Source organism: Bacteroides muris (ex Fokt et al. 2023) (genome assembly GCF_024704895.1).
GTDB classification, from domain to species: Bacteria; Bacteroidota; Bacteroidia; order Bacteroidales; family Bacteroidaceae; genus Bacteroides; species Bacteroides muris.
The window spans coordinates 63,679-89,279 of record NZ_JAMZEE010000006.1 but is presented as its reverse complement, the minus strand read 5'-3'; the positions used below and the strand labels follow the sequence as shown (position 1 = coordinate 89,279).

25 protein-coding genes and 1 pseudogene are annotated in these 25,601 nt (G+C 44.4%); 12 read left to right on the top strand and 14 right to left on the bottom strand.

The window, feature by feature from the left end; genetic code table 11:
- Window positions 1-4: 4 nt before the first annotated feature.
- The 4 genes from M1B78_RS04045 to M1B78_RS04030 form a co-directional block, all read right to left on the bottom strand.
- Complete coding sequence (locus M1B78_RS04045; RefSeq protein WP_230469218.1) at window positions 5-757, bottom strand: YjbH domain-containing protein; 753 nt, start codon at window positions 755-757, stop codon at window positions 5-7.
- A gap of 126 nt (window positions 758-883) precedes the next feature.
- A complete protein-coding gene (locus tag M1B78_RS04040; RefSeq protein WP_257939956.1) occupies window positions 884-2,008 on the bottom strand; it encodes an OmpA family protein in 1,125 nt (374 codons plus the stop codon).
- A 41-nt stretch (window positions 2,009-2,049) separates the two neighbouring features.
- Window positions 2,050-2,976, bottom strand: a complete 927-nt coding sequence (locus M1B78_RS04035; protein ID WP_257939955.1) for a DUF3869 domain-containing protein — start codon at window positions 2,974-2,976, stop codon at window positions 2,050-2,052.
- Between the two features lie 13 nt (window positions 2,977-2,989).
- Complete coding sequence (locus M1B78_RS04030) at window positions 2,990-4,237, bottom strand: hypothetical protein (protein ID WP_257939975.1); 1,248 nt, start codon at window positions 4,235-4,237, stop codon at window positions 2,990-2,992.
- A gap of 121 nt (window positions 4,238-4,358) precedes the next feature.
- Here M1B78_RS04030 and M1B78_RS04025 point away from each other — a divergent pair, with 121 nt between their 5' ends.
- On the top strand, window positions 4,359-4,697 hold the full coding sequence (locus M1B78_RS04025; RefSeq protein WP_257939954.1) for a hypothetical protein: 339 nt from the start codon (window positions 4,359-4,361) through the stop codon (window positions 4,695-4,697).
- A 42-nt stretch (window positions 4,698-4,739) separates the two neighbouring features.
- Here M1B78_RS04025 and M1B78_RS04020 read toward each other — a convergent pair whose 3' ends face one another.
- From M1B78_RS04020 to M1B78_RS03980, 9 genes are all read right to left on the bottom strand, one after another.
- The gene (locus tag M1B78_RS04020; RefSeq protein WP_016273426.1) at window positions 4,740-5,705 is read right to left on the bottom strand and encodes a PCMD domain-containing protein; all 966 of its coding nucleotides are present in this window, start codon (window positions 5,703-5,705) and stop codon (window positions 4,740-4,742) included.
- Window positions 5,706-5,730: 25 nt separating this feature from the next.
- Window positions 5,731-6,837: a sulfotransferase family protein gene (locus tag M1B78_RS04015; RefSeq protein WP_257939953.1), complete on the bottom strand. Its 1,107-nt coding sequence runs from the start codon at window positions 6,835-6,837 to the stop codon at window positions 5,731-5,733.
- A 101-nt stretch (window positions 6,838-6,938) separates the two neighbouring features.
- A complete protein-coding gene (gene cysN / locus M1B78_RS04010; protein WP_176468144.1) occupies window positions 6,939-8,402 on the bottom strand; it encodes a sulfate adenylyltransferase subunit CysN in 1,464 nt (487 codons plus the stop codon).
- Window positions 8,403-8,441: 39 nt separating this feature from the next.
- Window positions 8,442-9,353, bottom strand: a complete 912-nt coding sequence (gene cysD, locus M1B78_RS04005) for a sulfate adenylyltransferase subunit CysD (protein WP_257939952.1) — start codon at window positions 9,351-9,353, stop codon at window positions 8,442-8,444.
- Window positions 9,354-9,359: 6 nt separating this feature from the next.
- Window positions 9,360-9,965, bottom strand: coding sequence for an adenylyl-sulfate kinase (cysC, locus tag M1B78_RS04000; protein WP_136009257.1), 606 nt, complete (start codon window positions 9,963-9,965; stop codon window positions 9,360-9,362).
- Between the two features lie 22 nt (window positions 9,966-9,987).
- Window positions 9,988-11,541, bottom strand: a complete 1,554-nt coding sequence (locus M1B78_RS03995; RefSeq protein ID WP_016273421.1) for an SLC13 family permease — start codon at window positions 11,539-11,541, stop codon at window positions 9,988-9,990.
- A 7-nt stretch (window positions 11,542-11,548) separates the two neighbouring features.
- Complete coding sequence (cysQ, locus tag M1B78_RS03990) at window positions 11,549-12,373, bottom strand: 3'(2'),5'-bisphosphate nucleotidase CysQ (protein ID WP_257939951.1); 825 nt, start codon at window positions 12,371-12,373, stop codon at window positions 11,549-11,551.
- A gap of 299 nt (window positions 12,374-12,672) precedes the next feature.
- Entirely contained in the window at window positions 12,673-13,173 is a 501-nt protein-coding gene (locus M1B78_RS03985) for an SPOR domain-containing protein (protein ID WP_016273419.1), read from the bottom strand.
- Window positions 13,174-13,223: 50 nt separating this feature from the next.
- Window positions 13,224-13,628, bottom strand: coding sequence for a lipocalin-like domain-containing protein (locus tag M1B78_RS03980; RefSeq protein WP_016273418.1), 405 nt, complete (start codon window positions 13,626-13,628; stop codon window positions 13,224-13,226).
- A gap of 173 nt (window positions 13,629-13,801) precedes the next feature.
- Between M1B78_RS03980 and M1B78_RS03975 the strand changes: the two genes are divergently transcribed.
- The 4 genes from M1B78_RS03975 to M1B78_RS03960 all read left to right on the top strand — a co-directional run bounded on the left by M1B78_RS03975 (window position 13,802) and on the right by M1B78_RS03960 (window position 16,105).
- Complete coding sequence (locus tag M1B78_RS03975; protein ID WP_257930812.1) at window positions 13,802-15,076, top strand: DEAD/DEAH box helicase; 1,275 nt, start codon at window positions 13,802-13,804, stop codon at window positions 15,074-15,076.
- Window positions 15,077-15,249: 173 nt separating this feature from the next.
- The gene (locus M1B78_RS03970; RefSeq protein ID WP_176468148.1) at window positions 15,250-15,459 is read left to right on the top strand and encodes a YtxH domain-containing protein; all 210 of its coding nucleotides are present in this window, start codon (window positions 15,250-15,252) and stop codon (window positions 15,457-15,459) included.
- 19 nt (window positions 15,460-15,478) lie between these two features.
- Window positions 15,479-15,832, top strand: coding sequence for a phage holin family protein (locus M1B78_RS03965; protein WP_257939950.1), 354 nt, complete (start codon window positions 15,479-15,481; stop codon window positions 15,830-15,832).
- A gap of 12 nt (window positions 15,833-15,844) precedes the next feature.
- On the top strand, window positions 15,845-16,105 hold the full coding sequence (locus tag M1B78_RS03960) for a hypothetical protein (protein WP_016273414.1): 261 nt from the start codon (window positions 15,845-15,847) through the stop codon (window positions 16,103-16,105).
- An 80-nt stretch (window positions 16,106-16,185) separates the two neighbouring features.
- On the opposite strand, the gene M1B78_RS03955 is transcribed toward M1B78_RS03960, so the two are convergent.
- Window positions 16,186-17,157 (bottom strand): type I phosphomannose isomerase catalytic subunit, encoded by a 972-nt coding sequence (locus M1B78_RS03955; protein ID WP_016273413.1) that lies wholly within the window; start codon window positions 17,155-17,157, stop codon window positions 16,186-16,188.
- A gap of 199 nt (window positions 17,158-17,356) precedes the next feature.
- On the opposite strand from M1B78_RS03955, the gene M1B78_RS03950 reads away from it, so the two are divergent.
- The 7 genes and pseudogenes from M1B78_RS03950 to M1B78_RS03920 all read left to right on the top strand — a co-directional run bounded on the left by M1B78_RS03950 (window position 17,357) and on the right by M1B78_RS03920 (window position 25,579).
- Window positions 17,357-18,454, top strand: coding sequence for an aldose epimerase family protein (locus tag M1B78_RS03950; protein ID WP_257939974.1), 1,098 nt, complete (start codon window positions 17,357-17,359; stop codon window positions 18,452-18,454).
- A gap of 35 nt (window positions 18,455-18,489) precedes the next feature.
- Window positions 18,490-19,773 (top strand): MFS transporter, encoded by a 1,284-nt coding sequence (locus M1B78_RS03945; RefSeq protein ID WP_136009260.1) that lies wholly within the window; start codon window positions 18,490-18,492, stop codon window positions 19,771-19,773.
- 60 nt (window positions 19,774-19,833) lie between these two features.
- On the top strand, window positions 19,834-20,988 hold the full coding sequence (gene galK / locus M1B78_RS03940) for a galactokinase (protein ID WP_176468149.1): 1,155 nt from the start codon (window positions 19,834-19,836) through the stop codon (window positions 20,986-20,988).
- A gap of 266 nt (window positions 20,989-21,254) precedes the next feature.
- Window positions 21,255-22,394: an aldose epimerase family protein gene (locus M1B78_RS03935; protein ID WP_257939949.1), complete on the top strand. Its 1,140-nt coding sequence runs from the start codon at window positions 21,255-21,257 to the stop codon at window positions 22,392-22,394.
- 27 nt (window positions 22,395-22,421) lie between these two features.
- Window positions 22,422-24,115 (top strand): annotated as a pseudogene (locus M1B78_RS03930) (sodium:solute symporter).
- Between the two features lie 58 nt (window positions 24,116-24,173).
- The gene (locus tag M1B78_RS03925; protein ID WP_136009263.1) at window positions 24,174-24,851 is read left to right on the top strand and encodes an NUDIX hydrolase; all 678 of its coding nucleotides are present in this window, start codon (window positions 24,174-24,176) and stop codon (window positions 24,849-24,851) included.
- A 41-nt stretch (window positions 24,852-24,892) separates the two neighbouring features.
- Window positions 24,893-25,579 (top strand): L-ribulose-5-phosphate 4-epimerase, encoded by a 687-nt coding sequence (locus M1B78_RS03920; protein WP_136009264.1) that lies wholly within the window; start codon window positions 24,893-24,895, stop codon window positions 25,577-25,579.
- Window positions 25,580-25,601 lie beyond the last annotated feature (22 nt).

The following is a 25,601-nucleotide window of genomic DNA, read 5'->3' as shown; positions in this document are numbered from 1 at the left end:
CTAATTATTTCAGATGAATTTTGTATGTCAGCCCTCCACTGAAATACTTCATCCTCTGCATTTCCAGCTGCACATGCAGATGCTTGAACAGCAGATAGGTGGCTCCCAGGGCAAAGTCCTTGGAGTCATATTCCGCTATCACCCTCAACTGCGGATGAAAGGAGGGATTGTAGGTGACTCCCAATGCCAGCCCGTTCAGCTTGTACTCCTTGCGGTTGTTATAAAGGTAGGAAAGGTGAACGCCCACTTCCTCCTTGCCCATGACGGGTATATGCTTGGAAGCGGCAATATAGAAACGGCTATAATAGCCGTTACCTTCCGTGGTGCCGACTTGTCCCCCTCCGGAGGAAGTGAACGGGTCGGACGTCCCCAGCACGACAGCCGGCATGTATTTCCAGAACTGTCCCTCCTTCAACACACGCAGACGGGCTGAAAAGTAACGGTCCTGGTTCGTGAATCCGCTGTACCCGTATGGTTTCAGGCCCAAAGCCTCCGCCTTGAAAAGCGTACATGTGTAGGCCACTTCCAGAAAGGGAAAGATGGTGACATTCAGAAAGTAGTTGTAGGTATGATAGTACCAGGTGGGGGGTGTGAGCTCCTTGTTCAGGAAGTTGCCGCCGACCATGAAAGTCTTGTCGCGCTGCATCTCCGCAGAGGGTGCGTGCAACAGCCCCGTCGTACCATACGTCAGCTGAGAAAAGGCCGATAGGGAAAGGCTGCAAGACAGAACGATAAGAAATAGCTTGAACTTCATCATCACATATAAATTCAGTCGCTGATAAAAATAGGTTGCTTTATAACATGCATCGGACATAGTACCAAAAAAAGGCGTCTGAGTCCCAGACGCCTTCATTTTTAGAGTCTATTTGTCACTTGGAGTATATTATTCCAAGATAACTACGCGGTTCAAGAAGTTCTTGCCGAACATATTGGCAGTACCACCGAATCCTACGAGTTCGAGCTGGTCTTTGTCAACACCCTGAGCAATCAAGGCATCGTAAACAACCTGAGCACGCTTTTCAGACAGCTTTTGGTTCCAAGAAGCGCTACCGGTAGCCTTGTCTGCATAACCTGCAACCTTGTACTTCTTGTCCGGATTAGCCTTCAGAATCTTGGCAGCCAATTCGATGTTAACTTTACCATAGTCATCCAGACGGGCGCTACCAATCTTGAAGAAGATAGCACGCGGACCGGCAACTTCAACTTCCTTGGTCACTTCCTTCACTTCCGGTTTAGCATTGGCCAGTGCGTTCTTGCAGTTAGCCAGGTCAGCCTGAGCCTGAGCCAGCTCGCTTCTGTATCTGTTGATTTCTGCATTGACAGCATCTTCGTCTACATTGGAAGCAGGCAGGAACTTCTTGCCACCGAAGATGTAGCTTACACCTGCGGTCAGCATACCTGTACCTTCAGCCTTGCGATGGCTACTGATGTTACCGAAAACGGACGGAGCGATAGCACCACGGGCTTCTACGTCAATAGCCCACTTGGTGTTGATATTGAACTTCAAGCCCAAACCGGCAGAAGCACCTACACGGGCTCTAGCCTTAGCCTCGCCATCAGGAATCATTGTTCCGTCGTTTTGAACCATTACGTTGGTAGATTTTGCTACTGACAACTGAGGACCGGCAAAACCGTAAACCTCGAAGAAACGGTTAGGATTTACACCGGCAAACAATGTAGACAAGTTGACCATTGCATCAATGTTACCGCCAATGTAAGTCTTGTTATGTTCCCAATATGCGTCATCCAGGCACAAGTGTTGTGTAACACCGTTCACCTGAGCACGTACACCCCAAGTCGGAGTAATCAGCTTACCCAATGATACGCTGAAATGCGGAGCAATCTTGTTGAAACCATCATTGTTGATGGAATGAATACCGCCACCTACACTGACAAAAATATTGTCGCTCCATTTCGGAGTGTAGTAGCTCTTTTTTTCTTGTGCATTCAGGTTTGCTGCACAAGCGCCTGCCAACAATAAGGAGGCTATCATTAATTTACTTTTCATCTTTTCTTTGGTTTAAAGATAAACAACAACTAAAAAATCAATTAGTTTTCACCAATACCACCACCGGCATTGTTACCATTGCCGTGGCCGTGACCATGATCGTGACCGTGTGCTACAGAAATAAATTCAGGACTAACTACTGTATTTATAACTTTCTTGATTTCTACACCAGGAACAGTATAAGGAACACCGTCAATAGTGGCAGTAATGCTCTTCTTTGTTGTTTCGTAATTGTTGATAACATCTACACGAATCAACTTAGTGAAAGGCATAATGGTAATATCCTTAACCATTTCTTTTTTCTCTATACCCGGATTGTATGACGCAACCAAAGCTTTCAATACATTCTTTACATCAGCAGCAGACATTGCTTTCGTAGTAGGCATAGCGTCAATCCACTTTTCTACATCACTCAGATTTTGAACTTTCTGACCATACTCAGCAATATATGAGATTGACTTTACAATAGGTTCCTCACCTGCTTCAGTATTATCGCCAAGATCAGTTATAACAGTTTTATCACCAGAATATTTAGCATCCTCTTCATCTTTCTCAGTAGGATTATCAAAAGCTGCATCTACTCGCTGCAAGAAAATGCTTACCGGAACAACAGCAGACTTACCTTTTGCAAGAGCAGGAATAGTAGCTTGTCCTTCTCCGGCTACATAACCAGTTTTTGTAGCAGCAAAAGTTCTTGTTGCTGCAGCAATTGTACCATCTTCACCTGCTTCTACTTTGATTGAACCAGAAACAGCAGCACCATTTTCTGTAATCGTAGCATCTGTGATAACAGAGCCATCTTTCAAATCGTATACAGTAACAAGGATGGTAGCACTTGCAGGTTCTACTTCTACGGGTGCAAAATTAAATTCCTCTTTTTCGCAGCTTGTGAACATCATGCTTGTCAAAGCTACTGCAGCCAATGCCAATTTAGCACTTACGCCGCTTAAAAAACTTCTTTTTCTCATTTCAATTAATTAATTAAAAATTTAACAATTCCGACTTAATAAAATATGGGTTAAAACTATTCTTCTCCATTATATTATCGCTTGCTTCCGACCGATATTGCTTATAATAATACCTTTCATTACCGGCATTATAAGTAATACCCATATTGTTTGAAGCATTAACACGCGGCACATATCCTTTTCTTCTATATTTATAAGCGGGCAATGCCACTTGGAAACGGAATCCTCCGTTTGCCTTTATATTTTTTGCCTTTACCGCATAAAATCCAATCGAACAATATCGGAAATGGCGTATCATATCAAACCGCACTCCTTTTTCTTTCAGCATATACCGTTCTGTTTGCAGCGTAAACTGCATATTGTAACGCGGCCAATAGAAGCTACCTCCCAAAGACCATGAAAGCAACCATTGCGAAGGATCATACTGGAATTTAAACCCATCCCACCTTCCGGCTCCCGTATACCCCATTCGGGCAAACACTGAAAAACGTTCATCCTTGAAAGGCCGGGAAAATTCCGCATCAAAACCATAACGACTACCGTTAAAAATGCCAATCGTTGTTTTGCCGAAAACATTATATGGCAAACGAAAGCGCTGCGAAACCGTTAAAAAACCCGGATGAACTTTTCCTTCCCGCTTTCCATAACCATCATTATATACCGGTATTTTCATTTGCGCCGTAAGCTTCATGCCTTTCCACAGCGAAACTTCCACGGCCGGGCTCAAATCAAATAAAACCTGGTAAATCTGTGTAATAATCAGATTCTTGAAAGCCAACTCCGGATACACCAGTACATCAACCTTAAACAAAGAACTATTCTTCAACTTTATTTTCCGTGCACTCTCCCAAGCGTCACCCAGCTCATAGCTTACATGCCAGTCTTTACGCTCTGCCTGAGGCACCGAATCACCCTTTAGAGGATGATAATAAAGAGAAATCTGAGGCACATTATTATCCAGAACTATTATCCGGCACGGTTTTTCTTCCGACAAACCCGTCTTCTGGATAACATCCACCGCTTTGCCTATGCCTACGCCTTGCAAACGATATGCAGAATTCTGCAGAACATAAACACGTTCATCGTCATTTTCCGTCCATCCAACATTTTCAAATCCCATTTCCACTAAAGCATCTACAGTACTTTCTCCCGTTTGACAAATTCCTTTTAAAGGAAGCAAACAGAATAAAAAGAACGCCGCACACCGTGCTATTGTTTTAGTATCTAGGCACTTTTTTATGTTAGAGTTTTTATACCTCATTTTTTCAACCTTTTTTGTGTCCGTATAACACAAAATGCGGTGCAAAAATAGATACATTTTTAATAATACCAAAGATTTTTATCTGAAAAGATGAAATAATATCGTTTTTTCTTCAAAAAGAATGAATAGAAAAATTATTTGCAAAAATAGCGGCTGCACCGGAAAAACCATAAACCTGAGGTCTGGCGACGTAAAGGTCAACTTGAGTGGTGCAGAGGTCAACTCAGGCGATGCAAAGCTGACATTGGTACACTTGGTACAGAGGTTCATCCGTCTTCTTGCCTCACACACGCGCGTATGCGCGATAGGCCAAGCGAAGTACGGAAAGACAGGCCCTCTTAACCTTCCGGTATTTGCGACCGATGCCGTAGAATTCCGTCAGGTGTTACAGAATGCCGGTCCTGATTTTTCTGCCCTTTTCGGATTCCCCCCTCTCTTTCCCGCGCGTACGTGTGTGTGAGGCAAGAGGACGGATGAACCTCTGTACCAAGTGTACCAATGTCTAATAAACCAATTTTACATTGTCAATCCATAGCGAGTTGCCGGGAGACCCTATATAAGCCCCACCATGACTAGAGGTGAATTGCAACAGCAAATGAGTGGGCACATCGTCCTCCGTGCCCCAGGCAACCTCCTTAACCGGTACACTTTCTCCTTTACTATTAACTGCATAGCGTTCTTCAACCTGAAGGCGCATCATGTGGGCCTTGTATGCAGGATCACCGGTAATATCACCGTACATGATGGAATAAGTGGCATTATTATGCCAACCGGTAGTAGTATAATATCTTACGACCATCGTTCCTACGCGCTTGGCATAGATATTCCCCTTCTCATCCTCCCAGCGCTTTTGCAAGAACAGATTCACTTCCGGAAAGTCCTTTCCTTCCACATCTGTGATACGGCTAAAGCCCGTTGCACGGATACGCTTCTCGCGGTCGGACATCTTTACTTTATAATCAAACTGTATGGCGATAGGTTTCTTTGTAAAAGGTATGCCGGAATTCAGCATTTTCTGCGGATTCTTGGTTCCCTTGATAGGTTCGTGCACCTCACCCAGAAACATGGATCCGGCAGCCAGCACTGTGATATCCACGAGTCCAAAAACCTTTACACTCTCCATACGGGTGTCCATGCGGGCGCAGAAACCATCTCCCCTTTTTTCCGGAAAAACAGAAGTATTGGTTTTCGTAATACCGGCTACCCGTGCCATCACATTGGATGTCGCCCATGGCGAACCTCCCATATTCTTATATGCCTTGGTTTCGGTGACAGTGGCAGCGGGCCCGATGGCATACACATTCTTCGTAGCACCGCCAATAATACCGGACTCCTTGATTTGACGGTCAATCCACTGATCCATATTTCCGAAAGGAATCAACTCTACCTCGTGCTGCTGCGCAGAAACAAATCCGCAACAGAGCATGGCGGACAGCACTCCCCATATACGAACTTTCTTTTGAATCATTTTTTTCATTGATAATCGGCAGTCATTATAAATCGTAATTCCACTGTTGCAGCGCAAAATTCCAGTTATCCTGAACCAACTGCACCGTACGCTCATCATACTTGTATCTATTCTTCTTATACCCTTTCTTTCCGCCTACATACTTCTCAATATCGGCACGCGCTTCTGCAAAACCCGGTATGGACAAGGCCTTGTAGATATGCTCAGTCATTCCCATCGCATCCGCTTCGAAGTCCTCAAACTTCACCTCTATCAGATTTCCTTCAGGAATACATGCCTTGTCCGCTTCGTACTTATGATACAGTCTGGCATAAATGGACAATATGTTCTTTTCAAGTTCCTCATTACTGATGTCCTGCAGTTTCAACGGCTGAATGGTGTTAGTAAAGAAACTACGTGTGCTTTCGAAAACAGTATAAGGATTGCGCATCAGATAGATGAACTTAGCATTGGGGAACATCTTGACAAGCTCTTTCACACGTCCCGTATGAGGCGGATTCTTACTAAGGAACTGGGTTCCGTCCGTATTCCAAAGAGAAATCTTTATCAGTTTGACGAAAGTCTCCTCAAACACTTTCAGTTCTTGCTCCGTGATATCATCAAACAGCAGGTATTTATCGGCATACTCTTGCTGATACTTGGGCAGAAACCAGAAATTATAATAGGTGTAGGGCATCATATTTGCCAAAGCAAACTCCTCTTCCTGTGGAAGGTCAACAGCAAGCTCCATATTGTCCGTGGGACGTTTGTCCGGCATCAGCCAACTCATGTTCTTCTTAAAGAAAGGCTGCCCCCACATCATAAGATGCGGAAATACAGTCTGGTATGTCGTGTTGTAGCCGAAATGCCTGTCGCAGGAGAAGACATTATGCACAAACGTAGTCCCGCTACGCCAGTGTCCCAAAATGAATACCGGGTCGTGCTCCAGAGGCTTAGCAGCCAGAAGCTTTTCATAGCGCCTGTCCTGCAGAGGAGCCAAAGTGGACAGCAGACGGCAGACGGCTTTTGTCAGCCGGTACTTACCTTTGTAGGCGGCACCGATATCACGACCGCCTGTTATATCCTTGAATGTCTTCCAATCCGCACCTACCAATGTGTTTATAGGAAGCTTGTTGAATTCTAATAATCCCATTATAGTCTATATATTAATATATTACATTTAGCACACATATACCTCTCACGGCAAAAGCCGTTTCCTCTGCAGGAAACGGTCATACTCCGCACAAGTAACGTCTATTCCTTCTCTATAATCACTGCAATGCCCTGGCGTTTAAGTTCCTTCACAGCCTTTTCGATAGCCTCATAATGTTCGGGAGCAATACCCAACTTAGGCAGGTTCAGCACAGGCATGTCCTCGGACAAGTGCATATCCTTATCCTCCACCCTATCGATAATCATACCTACAGCACTGGTATTGTTGGTTATCGGGTCTATCAGGATAAACGAACCGGTAGCCTTATTCTGCTGATAAGGGTCAAAGAAAAGCTCTTTGGCAGTAGTCAGCACCACGCGCGCAATTTGATTGAGCTGCATCGGCAATGTTTCCTTGCTCAGTTTTCCGTTGTCAAGGGAAAGATGCTCCATCGTATTGACATCCACCTTATACTTAATGCTGTCGATACGGGTGCGGCTTATATTGGTGGTCTGCTTGATGAAGAATGATTTGTTTATATCCATCGGCTCTTCATCCATCCAAACCAGCATCGTCTCAAAATTGCGGTCCATGACAGGCAGGTTATCCGGATGTACCAGCATTTCCCCTCTCGACACATCTATCTCGTCTTCCAGCGTCAAAGTGACGGACTGGGGCGGAAAGGCGTAATCCAATTCGCCGTCGTATGTAACTATACTCTTGACATGCGACTTCTTGCCGGAAGGCAATGCCATCACTTCATCTCCCTTACGGACAATGCCCGAAGCCACCTTGCCGCAAAAACCACGGAAATCGAGATTGGGGCGCAAGACGTATTGAACCGGGAAACGAAAATCCTTCAGATTATGGTCATTGTCAATATGTACCGTCTCCAGGAAGTCAAGAAGTGAAATGCCCTCATACCAAGGAGTACGTTCCGACTTCTCCACCACATTGTCTCCGTCCAAGGCTGACAGCGGAATGCAGTTCACATCAGGAATGCCCAACGGAGCTATAAACTTCCGATACTCATCGACTATCTCATTAAAACGTTTTTCGGAGAAATCCACCAGGTCCATCTTATTGACAGCAAGCACCACATGCTTGATGCCCAGCAACGACACCAGGAAAGTATGCCGGCGCGTCTGCGTAATGACACCCATACGTGCATCCACCAGAATAATTGCCAGGTTGGCCGTAGAGCCTCCGGTAATCATGTTGCGCGTGTATTGCTCGTGTCCCGGAGTGTCGGCAATGATAAACTTACGGTTATTGGTCGAGAAGTAGCGGTATGCCACGTCGATGGTGATGCCTTGTTCGCGCTCTGCCTTCAAGCCGTCCAGCAAAAGGGCATAGTCTATATGGTCACCGGCATTTCCCATGCGTTTGCTGTCACGCTCCAGTGCGTCCAGCTGGTCTTCGTACAATTTCTTGCTGTCGAACAACAAACGGCCTATCAATGTGGATTTTCCGTCATCCACAGAACCGGCAGTCAACAGCCTCAGCAAATCCTTTTGCTCATCTTTGTCAAGGAAAGCCTTTATATCAAGTGTAGAATCGTTCATCCTAATCTTTCTGTTTTTAATTCTTAATTTCTAATTCCTTTAGAAGTATCCCTCACGCTTCTTCTGCTCCATGCTTGCGTCCTGGTCGAAGTCAATGACCCGGGTCGTCCGTTCACTCTTGGTAGTGGTCATCATTTCTTCGACAATCTTCTCGATGGTATCGGCATCGCTTTCCACAGCACCGGTCAAGGGCCAACAGCCCAACGTACGGAAACGCACCATACGCATCTTTATCTGGTCGCGGTACTGTTCCGGCAAACGGTCGTCATCTGCCATTATCAGATTTCCGTCAATCTCCACACAAGGACGTTCCTTGGCAAAATACAACGGCACAATAGGAATGCTTTCCAGACGTATATATTGCCAGATGTCCAGCTCCGTCCAATTACTTAACGGAAATACGCGGATGCTCTCTCCCTTATGTACGCGGGCATTATAAATATCCCACAACTCGGGACGCTGATTTTTGGGGTCCCATTGATGGAACTTGTCGCGGAAGGAGAAAATACGCTCTTTAGCGCGTGACTTCTCCTCGTCGCGGCGAGCGCCACCGAATGCAGCATCAAACTTATGCTTATCCAATGCGTGGAGCAAAGCTTGCGTTTTCATCAGGTCCGTATGTACCTTGCTGCCATGCGTAAAGGGTCCGACCCCCGCATTGAAAGCTTCCATATTGCTTTCCACTATCAGGTTCCAACCGTACTTCCCGGCATACTCGTCACGAAACTCTATCATCTCCTTAAACTTCCACTTGGAATCGATGTGCATCAACGGGAACGGCACTTTGCCGGGAGCAAACGCTTTCTCGGCCAAGCGCACCATAACCGAAGAATCCTTGCCGATGCTATACAGCATCACCGGATTCTCAAACTCCGCCGCCACTTCACGGATAATATGAATGGACTCTGCTTCGAGTTCCTTCAAATGGCTCAATTTATATTCTTCTTTCATTATATTTTATTTCTTCTGAGTTCTTGGTAAAATAAGTTCCAGCAGCTTGTTGACTGATTCTTCCAGGCTGAGAACAGAGGTGTCCAACGTCAGAGCCGGATGGACAGGTTCCTCAAAAGGCGCGGAAATACCCGTAAAATTCTTGATTTCTCCCTTGCGTGCCTTGGCATAAAGCCCCTTCACGTCACGGCGTTCACACTCTTCAAGCGGGGTACTGACATAAACTTCCAGAAAATCGTCTTGTCCGATAATATCAGCCGCCATCTCACGAATATCGTTATTGGGACTGATAAAAGCCGCAATTGTTATGATACCCGTATCAAGAAAGAGTTTTGATACTTCGGCTATACGCCGGATATTCTCCACACGGTCGGCCTCCGTAAAACCGAGGTTATTGTTGATGCCACTACGAATATTGTCACCATCCAAAATACGGCAAAGCAATCCCCTCTTATGAAGCTCACGCTCCAAGGCAATGGCTATCGTGCTTTTGCCGGATCCGCTCAAACCGGTAAACCAAATCATCACGCTGCGCTGCTTCAACAAATCTTCTTTGTCCTTCCGCATCAGCATTCTGTCAAATATCGGATATATGTGATTGTTTTCTTCCATATGTTATTATTTCTTCTTTTTTTTAAAATGGCCAAATTAAAGGAATCAAGAAAACGGATATCAAGAAAGTGATGATATTCAAAGGCAATCCGATACGTACAAAATCCGTAAACTTATAGTTACCGATACCTTGTACAATCAAATTAGTCTGATATCCTATAGGAGTGGAGAAACTGGCAGAAGCCGCCATACAAATCACCACAAAGAAAGGCATTGGGCTGACTCCCATCTGTGAAGAAATGGAAAGTGCCAACGGGAAAGCAAGTGCCGCAGCCGCATTGTTCGTAATCAGTTCCGTAAACAAGTTCGTTATGATAAACATAGCAGCCAGTAACACGTGGGGGCCATAATGATGGCTCATGCCTATAATGAAACGCGCCACAACATCCGCCACACCGGAATTCACCATCGCCTTGCTGATGGCAAAAGCACAAGCAATCGTAATCAGAATATCCCAAGATATATACTTGGTATACTTGCGGGCCGGGAATATCTTTGTCCAGGCCATAATGATGGTAGTAATGGAAACGAAGAAAAACATGTCCAGCTTGATTTTCGGGAAAGCTTCCTTGACAGCCGGAAGTTCACCGACCGTCGCACCCACTATCATCAATATCAGCAAAGCCAAGGCAAACCAGCGCTTTCCCTTTCCGGGCACCGGTTCCGTATCCTTGCCATTGGCCAGCAACACGAATACCGAAGATTCCCCCCAGGTCTTTACAAAAGAGTCATCGGCCATCACCACCAGCGTATCCCCTTCGCGGAGATATTCATTTTCCAAATTTCCGGCAATGCTCTGACCGCTACGCTTAATCTCTTTCACTTCGGCCCCATAATGCCGTTTGAAATTAAAATCACCCAGTTTCTTGTTGATACCGGGAAAACGGGCACCGAGTACAGCCTCCACCCGATGCAAATCTCCATGCTCCTCCGGCTCCTCATCAAGCTTCACCGCATCCGTACGAACATCCGGCAAAAGCCTTGAGGAAAAAGCAAACAGATAAATAACTCCCACAATCGCAATGAAAATCCCCACTTTGCCCAACTCGAACATTGCGAAACCCTCATATCCGGCTTCCAATATCATACCATGCACCACCAGATTGGTCGATGTACCTATCAACGTACAGATACCACCAAGTATCGTAACGTATGAAAGAGGTATAAGGAACTTGGTAGCAGGCAACTTCACCGATTCCGCCCAACGCTTGATAATGGGAGCAAAGATAACAACCACCGGAGTATTGTTTAGAAAAGCTGAAATAAAGGCGATGGTGGGTAACATACGGAATTGTGCTTTAAAGACCGTAGTCTTACCTTGGGGAAGCAGCTTCTTGATTATTTGCCCCAAGGCACCCGACTGCCTGATACCTTCACTGACCAGAAACAGCATGGCGACGGTCATCATCCCCTTATTACTGAACCCTTCCAACATCTCCTTAGGAGTGAGGATACCTGCACACAGGAACAATACTACGACGGAAAAGAGTACCATGCCCGGACGCATTTTATCCAGAACCAAGGCAATCACCATGCCCAACAATCCCAACAGCACAAACAAAATCTCAAATGTCATAAAATCGTTATTTTATTTCGGTACGTTCAGGCTCTACGATGAACCACGGATTCAACAAATTCTCCTTATTATATTGCAAAGGTTCCTCCTTCCCCGCCTGATAAATCTCCATTCCGGCAGCACGTGCAATAGCATGCCCTGCCGCCGTATCCCATTCCATCGTAGGAGCAAAACGAGGATATACATCAGCCTTGCCTTCAGCCACCAGACAAATCTTGAGGGAACTCCCGCTTGATATCAGGTCGACTTCCGCATGGCTGCGTTTCATCTGTTCTATATAATCTTCCGTCTCGGGCGTCAGATGTGAGCGGGAAGCCACAATTACAAACCGCTCATGCGCGCTTGTCTCCGGCAACCGGACAGCTTTCGCAATCAGTTCATCCCAAGGCATTCCATCACGTGCAACAATACCGGACAGCTTATAGGCACCCGAACCATGCACGCCAAAATAAAGTTCTTTTTTTACCGGCAAATAAATGACTCCCATCACCGGTACCGACTGATGTACCAAAGCTATATTCACTGTAAACTCACCGTTCCTCTTTATGAACTCCTTCGTACCGTCCAAAGGGTCTACAATCCATAAAGTCTCCCAACTCCGTCGCTCCGGAAAAGGCAAATGCTTACCTTCCTCGCTCAGCAGAGGGAAAGGTGTATCAGCCAAAAAACGGCAGATAGTTTCATGAGCCTTACGGTCGGCAATAGTAAGAGGAGAATTATCCGCTTTTTTTTCTACCTGAAAATCCGATGCCGGATCATCGTAAATGGAAAGAATTTTCTCGCCAGCCTGCAAGGCGGCATCAATCGCATTCAGTATATATCGATGTTCCATACTATATTCTTCTCAAAGATAAAGCGCAAAATTAAAAACTTTTTCAGGCCCGAAAGTTTCCACCCCTTGTTTTATAACTTCTTTTAAACGAAAGAGAGAATATTATAAGCACTTTTCACAATCAGGAAAATAAAGCCGGAGCAAAGAAACAGAGGGAAGTATTCACGAAGGAAGAGGGAATAAAATTCTTTCGGCATATCATCAAAAAGGCAGTAACTTCGCAGTTACTGCCTCATCATGAAAGGAAACATATATTCCTTTCTGTTCTGTTATGTTATGAATTACCAAAAAGAATTCTATTAATTGACGCTATACAGCAGCCATGCTTTCTGGAAGTCATCATTCGAAGGATGCTTGGCCTTGAAAGAGTCGCGCAGATTCTCGGCGGATGCTCTGTCATCGAATGTACCGATAACTACACGATACAGATTTCTTTCTGCATTGTAAACCACCATTGCAGCATAACCTTCATTCACCAATGTCTGCTTCACACCTTCTGCATTAGCTTTCACGCTATAAGCTCCGCAAACCACACTGAAGGTTTTCAAGCTGGTACCACCTGATACCACAGTCACCTTTTCCTGACGCATGCCGACAGGTGCGCTTTCCACCACTTTCACTTCTACCGGAGCGGTAACCACCGGAGCCACCTCTTCAGCAGGGGCAGTTGTTTGCGGCTCGGCCAATTCCTGCTGTTTTGCCTTTTCGTATGCTTTCTTATAAGCACTTTCACTTGATTTACAAGAAGAGAATGCCAGAGCTATGCACACTCCCATTCCCAATACGGCTAATCTTTTCATCTTTTCTATTGTTTTTATTAGTAAAATCTATGTCTATTCTTATCTTTATCTCAAAATTTCCGAAAAACTGATTTCGTGCTCCCATATTCCAAACGCAATGAAGAGTAGGACAATTCTTCTACTTTAAAGGTGCGTTTTCCTTCCGGCCATCCGAAATAAGTATCATAATTTTCATCGTTAACACTTTCGGGCAACAAAATAATGGAAATTTCAGCACCTTTCAAAGAATAATTTCCAAAAAACGTAGTCAATCCGCCATCTTTCAACAAACATATGGCAGAAAAACTTCCTTTTTGAAAATTATAGAATACACTGTCCACCTTTTCCGATGTACCGTCGGCATATTGGTACTGACGCAACTGCCACTTACCGGCCAAGTCTCCTCCACCATTCATGCAAGCAGTCAGAGTACAAGCCAGTGATACGATCCAAAGATATTTTAAATGCGATTCCATCTTTTTTCCATCCCATTTCTAAATATGGAACAAAAGTACACCATAACATGCGATTATACCTCAGCTTCCTTAGTTAAATATAATTAAACCCTACCATAAAAAGAGATTTCCCGAAATACTTGACGTATATTTGCCAAATATAAACAGAGCATGAGGCTCACTTAATTGATTGCATGACATTTGAAAATTTGAATTTGATAGAACCTATATTGAAGGCTCTTCAAGAAGAGGGGTATTCCGCCCCTACCCCAATCCAAGAAAAATCAATCCCTATATTACTTCAAGGAAAAGACTTATTAGGATGTGCCCAGACCGGAACAGGCAAAACCGCCGCATTTTCCATCCCTATCTTGCAAAAACTGTATAAAACAGATAACCGCAAAAGTATCAAAGCACTCATTCTGACACCGACCCGCGAGCTAGCCATACAGATAGGAGAATGCTTCAGTGCGTACGGCAAGTATACCGGATTGAGGCACGCCGTCATCTTCGGCGGCGTAGGACAAAAGCCACAGACAGACGAACTGAGACGTGGAGTACAAATACTGGTTGCAACTCCCGGACGACTGCAAGACCTGGTCAACCAAGGTTTCATCAACCTAAAAGCACTCGAATTCTTCGTTTTGGACGAAGCGGACCGTATGTTGGACATGGGATTCATACATGATATCCGACGCATATTAAAGCTATTGCCCGCAAAACGACAGACTCTCTTCTTTTCGGCCACAATGCCTCCCGAAATAGAAACCTTGGCAAACACCATGCTGACGTCCCCCGAGAAAGTGGAAGTCACCCCCGCATCGTCTACAGTTGACACAATCTCCCAATCAGTCTATTTCGTTGAGAAAAAGGAGAAAAAAGACTTACTGATTCATCTGCTGAAGAATCCGGCTATCGAATCCGTACTAATCTTCACCAGAACTAAATATGGAGCAGACAAACTTGCGCGTATTCTAAACAAATCAGAAATAAGGGCTGAAGCCATACACGGGAACAAGTCACAGAACGCCCGACAGCGCGCACTGACCGGTTTCAAAAGCCACGATTTGCGCGTACTGATTGCAACCGACATTGCAGCGCGGGGAATTGACGTAGAGCAGCTGTCACACGTCATCAACTACGAGCTGCCCAATATCCCGGAAACATACGTACACCGCATCGGACGCACCGGACGTGCCGGCCACGATGGCATTGCACTTTCTTTTTGCGAATCGGAAGAGCTGCCTTACCTGAAAGACATCCAAAAGCTGATAGGAAAAAACATACCGGTGATAAAGGAACACCCTTTTGTCACTGCCGATGGCATGAAGGCCCAAGAAGCCAAAACCGAAGAAATCAAAACCAAAACCAAGGATAGCAAGGCTTATCGCGGAAGCCGCGCAAACGAAAACCATCGGAGAAGAAAGAAGCGAGCCACCCCGAACAGTCCTATAAAGGGAAACAGATAGTTCAGCCTACTCTACTCCATATCAAGTCCGTATCTGCTCCTCATCTATATGCCTGGAGCAGATACGAAAATGAAAAACAAAGAAAATTCAAAAAAAGCAGATATTCCGAACAAACTTCCAGAGAATTTGTTAGCTTTGTTGTATTAACTTCAAAAAAAGAAAGGAATATCATTATGAAAGGATTAAATGTTCTAGCAGCTTTTCTGGGTGGTGCCGCTGTAGGCGCAGCCCTTGGTATCTTGTTCGCTCCTGAAAAAGGAGAAGACACACGTAACAAAATCGCAGAGATTCTCCGCAAAAAAGGCATTCGCCTGACCCGAAACGAAATGGAGGATTTGGTGAATGAAATCGCAGCAGAGATTAAAGGTGAAGTAACGGAATAAGACTAAAAATAGAGCCACTATGTTCGCAGATGACAAAAGTATAGAAAATATGCAGCAGTTGTTCACGGAATTCAAGAAATACCTGGAGCTGCAAAAGGAATACACCAAATTGGAGATTATTGAAAAAATATCCCAACTACTCTCCACTCTTTTATTAGTGCTACTGCTTATTACTCTCGGTGTAGTGGTTCTGTTTCATCTGTCGTTTACGCTGGTCTATGTTTTAGCTCCATTGGTAGGCGGGCTCATGATGAGTTTTGCACTTATCACATGTTTTCACATACTACTCATCGTTCTGCTTGTCTCTTTCCGCAGAAGACTTATTATCAATCCGATAACAAAGTTTATCGCTAAATTATTCTTAAACAATTAATTTGAAATATTTATGAATAATACCACCAATACCATTCCAGTCACTTTAGAAAGTATCGCCCGGCAGAAAGCCGAGCTTCAGCAAAAAATACGGTTGCAAAAAGAAATCATGACCGGACTTACACACGAGATTTTCGCTCCGCTGCGACCTGCCACTAACAAGGGCAACGCCATGATGAGGACATTCAACACGGGTATGGCAATCTTTGACGGTATAGTATTGGGAGTAAAAATGATGAAGAAGTTCAAAAGATTCTTTGGAAGAAAGAAGTAATACTCCGAATAAAAAAAGATAAGGGTGGCATTTTTTACGAAATGCCACCCTTATCTTTTTATCTAAATGCTCCAAAACTCTTACACGTATGTTTCAAGCAGTTTTACCGAGCCCTCAGGCACAATTGTGACCTCTTGAGTTGCAGCCGGAAGCAATACCGTCTCCCCTGCCTGTACAGTAACTTCATTCTTTTCATTGTCTATCATGCGACATGCGCCTTCCACACAAATAAAGATAACAAAGGAATCCAGTTCAGAATAGTCACAAGTGATTTCTTCCGTCATGTCATAGATTGAAGTCGTGAAATACGGACTTGCCACCATTTCTACCGGTTCATTCTGCACCTGTTCGTATTCCGTACGAAAATCGTCCTGCACATCTGCAAAATTAATGGCATCAATAGCCTGGCTTGTATGCAGTTCTCTTGATTTACCGTCCTTATCCTTACGGTTATAATCAAAAATACGGTAAGTGATATCCGACGTCTGCTGTATTTCTGCTACAAAAGCTCCCGCACCAATTCCGTGTACGCGGCCTGCAGGCACATAAAACACATCGCCCGGTTTGATGGCACAAGTCTGCAGGACATCCGCAAACGTACCATTATACACCCGTTCCTTATATTCTTTCGGAGTAATCTGCTCTGCAAAACCGGAAATCAGCTTGGCACCTTGGTCAGCGGCAACAACATACCACATTTCATTTTTACCAAAACTGCTATGACGTTTCTTAGCCAACTCATCACCCGGGTGTACCTGAATCGACAAGTCCAACTTGGCATCAATAAACTTTATCAACAAAGGGAACTTATTTCCGAAACGTGCATAGTTAGCTTCTCCTACCAGGTCTTCCTTATATTTCCTGACCATATCCGGCAACGTTAATCCTTTGTCAGCACCATTGGCCACAATGGACTCACTACCTTCTACTGCCGATACTTCCCAGCTCTCACCTACATTGGCAAGGGTATCATTCAAATGTTTGAATGGAATAATCTTATCGCCTCCCCAAAGCGTTTGCTTCAGAATAGGCTCAAATTTTAGAGGATACATTCGTTGTTTTTATTAGAACTTTCTGTTAATGATGTAATTTTTTCTAGATTCCGGGGACAAACATACAAAAAATATCAATTTGTATTCCATTTGCTAAACGCTAAACTTTCCTAAAATGTTCTTCACATTTCCTTCCAATTACTTGGGGGAACAAAAGAATTTCTTTTTATTTGCAAGAAATTTAATTAATACCATGGATATGATAAACACTACTCCAACAGAAAGTAATTTGTCCGGTTTGAACCCCCGAGACTTTCAAAAGGATATAAATAACAAAAAGACAGATTTGTTTATCCTGAAGAATGCCCAGGGAATGGAAGTTGCAGTTACTAATTATGGCTGTGCAATACTTTCCATCATGGTACCCGACAAAAATGGCAAATATGCCAATGTTGTATTAGGACACGACAGTATTGAGCATGTAATCAACAGTCCGGAACCTTTTCTGAACACTACCATCGGACGCTACGGCAACCGGATAGCCAAAGGAAAGTTCACTTTATACGGCGAAGAGCACCAATTGGCAATCAACAATGGTCCCAACTCACTGCATGGCGGTCCGACCGGTTTTCATGCTCGCGTATGGGATGCTGTCCAGCCAGAGCAATCAACGGTTATCTTCAACTATACATCCGCTGACGGTGAAGAAGGCTTCCCCGGAAATCTCGAAGTAGAAATGACTTATCGCTTGGAGGATGAAACCAATGCTCTGGTCATCGAATACCGGGCTACTACCGATAAAGCCACCATCGTCAATCTGACCAATCACGGTTTCTTCAATCTTGCCGGTATAGCCAATCCCTCTCCTACAGTCTTAAACAATATCGTTACCATCAACGCAGATTTTTATGTACCCATTGATGAAGTATCCATCCCTACCGGAGAAATATTAAAGGTAGAAGGTACTCCAATGGATTTCCGTACTCCCCATACTCTTGGTGAACGGATTGATGAAAAACATACGCAAATTGTGAATGGTGCAGGATATGACCATTGCTATGTACTGAACAAGACAGAAAGTGGAGAACTGAGCCTTGCAGCTACCTGCACAGAGCCCGACAGCGGACGAACCATGGAAGTATATACAACTGAGAATGGCGTACAGCTCTACACCGGAAACTGGCTTGGAGGCTTTGAAGGTGCCCATGGAGCTACTTTCCCGGCAAGAAGCGCAGTCTGCTTTGAAGCCCAGTGTTTTCCCGACACGCCCAACAAGTCTCATTTTCCGTCGGCAGTATTGCTGCCGGGTGACGAATACCAGCAAGTGACTATTTATAAGTTTGGCATACAAAAATAAAATATTATTAATAATAATTCAACACAAATTTCATCATGAGTAACCCAAAAAAACAATGGGGAGCCATCATCATTATGATTGCGCTCTTCGCAATGATTGCTTTCGTAACAAATCTATGCTCGCCGATGGCAATTATCGTTAAGAACGATTTCGGTGCCAGCAATGTATTGGCACAAATCGGAAACATCGGGAATTTCATCGCTTATCTGGTCATGGGTATCCCTGCCGGTATGCTTATTTCCAAATTCGGCTATAAGAAAACCGCCCTCATAGGTCTTGCCATCGGTATCGTCGGCATCTTGATACAATGGCTTAGCGGACATGTGGGCAAAGAAAGTGCATTCCTTGTTTATCTGATTGGTGCATTCATCAGCGGATTCACCATGTGTATTTTGAACTGTGTGGTCAACCCGATGTTAAATATTCTGGGCGGCGGCGGCAACAAAGGCAACCAGCTTATCCAGATTGGTGGCGTATTCAACAGCAGTGCTGCAGTTGCCGTTTATATCATCATGGGTGCCTTGATTGGTGATGCTACCAAAGCACATATTGCCGATGCAACTCCTGCTTTGATGATTGCACTTGCTATCTTTGTAATAGCAGCCATCGTTATATTTTTCACTAAAATAGAAGAACCGGAACAGGCTCCTATCGACATCACACTGATAAAAGGCGCTATGAAGTACCGCCATTTCATGCTAGGTACATTAGCCATCTTCCTCTACATGGGTATCGAAGTAGGCACACCTACCTACATCCTTCAATACCTGACCTCCGCACCCGATGCCGCTACTCCGGGACGTGGAATGGATGCCAACATCGTAGGACTTATCGTGGCTGTCTATTGGCTGATGATGCTTGTCGGACGTTTTGTAGGCGGTAGTATCGGTGGCAAGGTAAGCAGCCGTACAATGATTACCACCGTATCCTCAGTCAGCATCCTGCTTGTCATCTTCGGCATGTTCGCGCCAGCAGACGTCACAGTAAACGTACCGGGTATCGACTGGGCTAACATTTCAGTGATTTGGGCAGAAGTCCCCATGGGCATCTTCGCTTTCCTGCTCGTTGGCCTCTGCACCAGCGTAATGTGGGGTGGTATCTTTAATATGGCAGTCGAAGGATTGGGCAAATACACAGCCATCGCCAGCGGTATCTTCATGACAATGGTGTTCGGATGCGCTGTTATGGTGCCTCTGCAAGGCTGGATTGCCGACATTACCGGCAACTACATGTCAAGCTACTGGGTAGTGGTATTCTGCTCTGCTTATGTATTGTTCTATGCTTTGGTCGGTTCCAAAGTATCTGACGGAAAGAAATAACCTCAGAAAAAGCGAAAGAATAAAATAAAAATCTATTATTCACCTTAAAAAATAAATATCATGGATATAGAATACGTAAGAAGCCGTTTTATCAAGCACTTTGACGGAACAACGGGAGCAGTTTATGCTTCTCCGGGACGCATCAACCTTATCGGTGAGCATACAGACTATAACGGTGGTTTTGTATTCCCCGGAGCAATCGACAAAGGAATGATTGCAGAAATAAAGCCCAACGGTACAAACACAGTAAAAGCTTATTCCATCGACCTGAAAGATTATGTGGAATTCGGCTTGAATGAAGAAGACGCACCCCGCGCAAGCTGGGCAAGATATATTTTCGGCGTGTGCCGGGAAATGATGAAACGCGGTGTAGATGTAAAAGGATTCAATACTGCTTTTGCAGGCGATGTGCCTCTGGGTGCAGGAATGTCCTCTTCAGCAGCTTTGGAAAGTACCTATGCCTATGCTTTGAACGACTTGTTCGGTGACAACAAAATAGACAAATTTGAACTGGCAAAAGTGGGACAATCTACAGAACACAACTATTGTGGTGTAAACTGTGGTATCATGGACCAATTTGCTTCCGTATTCGGAAAGAAAGGAAGCCTCATCCGCTTGGATTGCCGTTCACTGGAATATCAGTATTTCCCATTCAATCCGCAAGGCTATCGTCTGGTTCTTGTAGATTCTGTAGTGAAACACGAGCTTGCATCTTCAGCATACAACAAACGTCGTCAAAGCTGCGAAGCTGCCGTTGCCGCTGTCCAGAAGAAACATCCACACGTAGAGTTCCTGCGTGACGTTACCATGGAAATGCTGGAAGAAGCCAAAGCCGACATAAGCGCAGAAGACTACATGCGTGCAGAGTATGTCATCGAAGAGATTCAACGCGTACTTGACGTTTGCGATGCCCTGGAAAAAGGCGACTATGAAACTGTAGGTCAAAAGATGTATGAAACACATCATGGCATGAGTAAGTTGTATGAAGTAAGCTGCGAAGAACTCGATTTTCTGAATGACCTTGCATTCGATTGTGGAGTTACCGGTTCACGTGTCATGGGCGGTGGATTCGGTGGATGTACAATCAATCTGGTAAAGGATGAATTGTACAGCACATTCATCGAAAAAGCAAAAGATGAATTCAAGAAGAAGTTCGGCAGAAGCCCGAAAGTATATGATGTAGTCATCAGCGACGGTGCCCGCAGATTAGAATAATAGACATCAGCATTCAAATAAAAGGCGTTTCCCGGCAATGGGAAGCGCCTTTTTCTTCCCCCCTATTCCACCGTTTTCCACTCTAAAAACAAAATTATCCGAGAAGTTTATTCCGAACACATCTATCTGTACAGCCAGTTGGCACAGATATGTTTCTTGACACTTATGTTGCATAACATATAAAAGTGTACAGCCTACACTAAAGAAAAGTGTTACTTTTACACCAAAAGAAAGATAATCATCTCATTTACATTAAATACAAAACCATGAAAAGACATGTTCTACTTGCAGGAATTGCCGCAATGATGCTAACCGCGTGCAATCAAAAGACAGAAACAACGCTTACGCTGTCCGGTCTTAATCCAGTAAAATTCCGAACAACGGTCAATAACGCCCAAACACAGCTTTATACACTGAAGAATAAAGCGGGTATGGAAGTATGCATCACAAACTTTGGAGGACGTATTGTATCCATTATGGTACCCGACAAAAACGGAGTTATGCAGGATGTGGTATTGGGCTTTGACAGCATTGCCGATTACATCAACATTCCAAGTGACTTTGGCGCTTCTATCGGACGCTACGCCAACCGGATTAATCAAGGAAAAATAGTTCTTGACGGAGATACCATACAGTTACCACAGAACAATTTCGGACATTGCCTGCACGGTGGCCCCAAAGGATGGCAGTACCAAGTATACAGCGCCAATCCCATTGACAGCACTACTCTGGAGCTCACCCGCATTTCACCGGATGGAGACGAGAATTTTCCGGGTAACGTTACGGCAAAAGTACTTTTTAAATTAACAGATGACAATGCAATTGATATAAAATACAGTGCTGCAACAGACCAAAAGACGATTATCAATATGACTAACCATTCTTATTTCAATTTGTCAGGTGATCCTTCAAAGGCAGCAACAGACCACATCTTATATATCAATGCGGACAACTATACTCCGGTAGACAGTACTTTCATGACAACCGGAGAGATTGTTACTGTAAAAGATACTCCTATGGACTTCACAACTCCGAAAACTGTCGGACAAGATATTACCAATTACGACTTTATACAATTGAAGAACGGAAACGGTTACGACCACAATTGGGTACTGAATACTAAAGGTGACCTATCCCAAGTGGCAGCCAAACTGACATCGCCTATAAGCGGCATCACCCTGGAAGTTTATACCAATGAGCCAGGCATACAAGTATATACTGGGAATTTCCTGGATGGTACCGTAAAAGGTAAAAAAGGCATTACTTACAACCAGCGCGCTTCCGTATGCCTCGAGACACAACATTATCCGGATAGCCCCAACAAATCCCAATGGCCTTCTGTCGTACTGGAGCCCGGACAAATTTACAATAGTGAATGTATTTTCAAATTTTCCGTAGAAAAATAACGATAACCTTATAAATCATTTATTATCGTGGAGACATTAGATTGGTTAGTCATTGGAATCTTTTTCCTGGCTTTGATTGGAATTATTGTCTGGGTTGTCAAACAGAAACAGAATGACTCAGCAGACTATTTTTTAGGTGACCGTGATGCCACATGGCTCGCTATCGGTGCATCTATCTTTGCATCCAACATCGGTTCGGAACACTTAATCGGATTAGCCGGCGCCGGTGCTTCCAGCGGTATGGCTATGGCACATTGGGAAATACAAGGCTGGATGATTCTTATCTTAGGTTGGGTATTTGTACCATTCTATTCGCGAAGCATGGTATTCACAATGCCTGAGTTCCTAGAACGCCGTTATAATCCACAGTCACGTACAATATTGTTTGTAATATCTTTAATCAGCTATGTACTGACAAAGGTTGCCGTGACGGTTTATGCTGGAGGATTGGTATTCCAACAAGTATTTGGTATAAAAGAACTTTGGGGAATCGACTTCTTCTGGATTGCCGCCATCGGCCTGGTTATACTGACTGCGCTCTACACAATCTTCGGAGGAATGAAGTCGGTGCTTTACACCTCCGTCTTGCAAACCCCTATCTTGCTGTTAGGTTCACTGATAATCCTTGTACTCGGCTTCAAAGAATTGGGAGGCTGGGATGAGATGATGAGAATCTGCGGTGCAATCACAGTGAACGATTATGGTAACACAATGACAGAACTTATACGCAATAACAACGACCCTAATTTCCCGTGGTTGGGTGCACTGATTGGTTCAGCCATTATCGGATTCTGGTATTGGTGTACAGACCAGTTCATCGTGCAACGCGTACTTTCCGGAAAGAATGAAAAGGAAGTACGACGCGGCACCATTTTCGGAGCTTACCTGAATTATTGCCCGTATTCTTATTCCTTATCCCGGGCATGATTGCTTTCGCATTACACCAAAAATATCTCGGTACAGGAGGAGAAGGTTTTCTGCCTATGTTGGCAAACGGAAATGCCAATGCGGATGCTGCTTTCCCGACTCTAGTAGCAAAATTGCTTCCTGCTGGAGTTAAAGGTTTGGTTGTATGCGGTATTCTTGCAGCACTGATGAGCTCTCTCGCATCTTTGTTCAACTCATCTGCCATGCTTTTCACCATTGACTTCTACAAACGTTTCAAGCCGAACACTTCTGAAAAAAAGCTGGTGGGAATTGGACAGATGGCAACTGTTGTGATTGTGATATCGGGCATACTCTGGATTCCTATTATGCGCAGTGTAGGCGATGTTCTTTACACCTACTTACAAGATGTACAATCTGTATTGGCGCCAGGAATTGCCGCAGCCTTCCTTTTGGGAATCTGCTGGAAACGAACCTCTGCACAAGGCGGTATGTGGGGACTGATTGCCGGAATGATTATCGGTTTAACCCGTTTGGGGGCAAAAGTATATTACAGCAATGCAGGAGATGTGTCAAGTAGTACCTTCAAGTATTTGTTCTATGATATGAACTGGCTGTTTTTCTGCGGATGGATGTTCTTGTTCTGCATCATAGTGGTTATCGCAGTCAGCGTGTTTACAACTGCCCCAAGCGAAGAAAAGATTCAAGGACTGGTATTCGGAACTTCAACTCCCGAACAAAAAGCAGCTACACATGCGAGTTGGAATAAATGGGATATAATTCATACCCTTATCATCCTCGGTATTACAGCAGCTTTTTATTGGTATTTCTGGTAAATCGGTATGTTGCTATGACATAAATCCATACAGCATCCCACTTAATAAAAATCAAGATATGAGTAATTACTATAATTCAAATCCGAAACTTTATGTAGGTATCGACTGCATTATTTTCGGTTTCAATGAAGGAGAGCTGAACCTGCTGTTGCTGAAGCGCAATTTCGAACCGGCAATGGGTGAATGGTCGCTGATGGGAGGATTCGTACAGGAAGGCGAAAGCGTGGATGATGCAGCCAAACGAGTCCTAAATGAACTTACCGGACTGGAAGATGTATATATGGAACAAGTCAAAGCTTTCGGAGCTATAGATCGTGACCCGGGAGAACGCGTAGTCTCCATTGCTTACTATGCGCTCATCAACATCAACGAATACGACAAAGAATCCGTACAACTACATAATGCTTTCTGGGTAAATATCAATGAACTTCCAGCGCTAATCTTTGATCATCCGCAAATGGTGGAACAAGCTCGGAAGTTGATGCAACAAAAAGCGTCCACCGAACCAATCGGCTTTAATCTGCTACCCAAACTGTTCACGCTGTCACAACTGCAAAGCTTATACGAAGCTATATACGGTGAAAATATTGACAAACGGAACTTCCGAAAACGCATAGCAGAAATGGACTATATAGAGAAAACTGACAAGATAGACAAAACAGGGTCTAAACGTGGGGCTGCCTTATATCAGTTTAATGAGAAGGCATACCGCAAAGCTCCGAAATTCAAACTCTGAGAGCCTAATATTCTACAATTGTAATTAATAATTTAAACAACATGCTGGAAGCACTGAAAGACAAAGTATTCCATGCCAACCTTGAACTGGTGAAGCACGGATTGGTTATCTTCACATGGGGCAACGTATCGGGCATTGACCGCGAGTCCGGTCTGGTAGTCATCAAGCCCAGTGGAGTGAGTTACGATAAAATGAAAGCAGAAGATATGGTGGTGATAGACCTCGACGGTAAAGTCATAGAGGGTAAGTTAAACCCTTCCTCGGACACCCCTACTCATATTGTCCTATACAAAGCATTCCCCAAAATTGGTGGAGTGGTGCATACACATTCCACCTATGCCACAGCCTGGGCACAAGCAGGATGTGACATACCGAATATCGGGACAACACATGCCGATTACTTCCACGACGCCATACCCTGCACAGCAGACATGACGAAGGAGGAAGTGGAAGGAGCGTATGAACTGGAAACGGGAAATGTTATCGTAAAACGCTTTGAGGGGCTAAACCCGGTACATACTCCCGGAGTATTGGTAAAGAACCACGGTCCCTTCTCGTGGGGAAAAGATGCACACGAAGCGGTACATAATGCCGTAGTGATGGAGCAGGTGGCAAAAATGGCCAGTATAGCCTATGCCGTGAACCCCCGCCTGACTATGAATTCGGTGTTGATAGAGAAGCATTTCAGCCGCAAGCACGGTCCTAACGCTTATTATGGACAGAAATAACTATCATTCTTTAAATATAAAC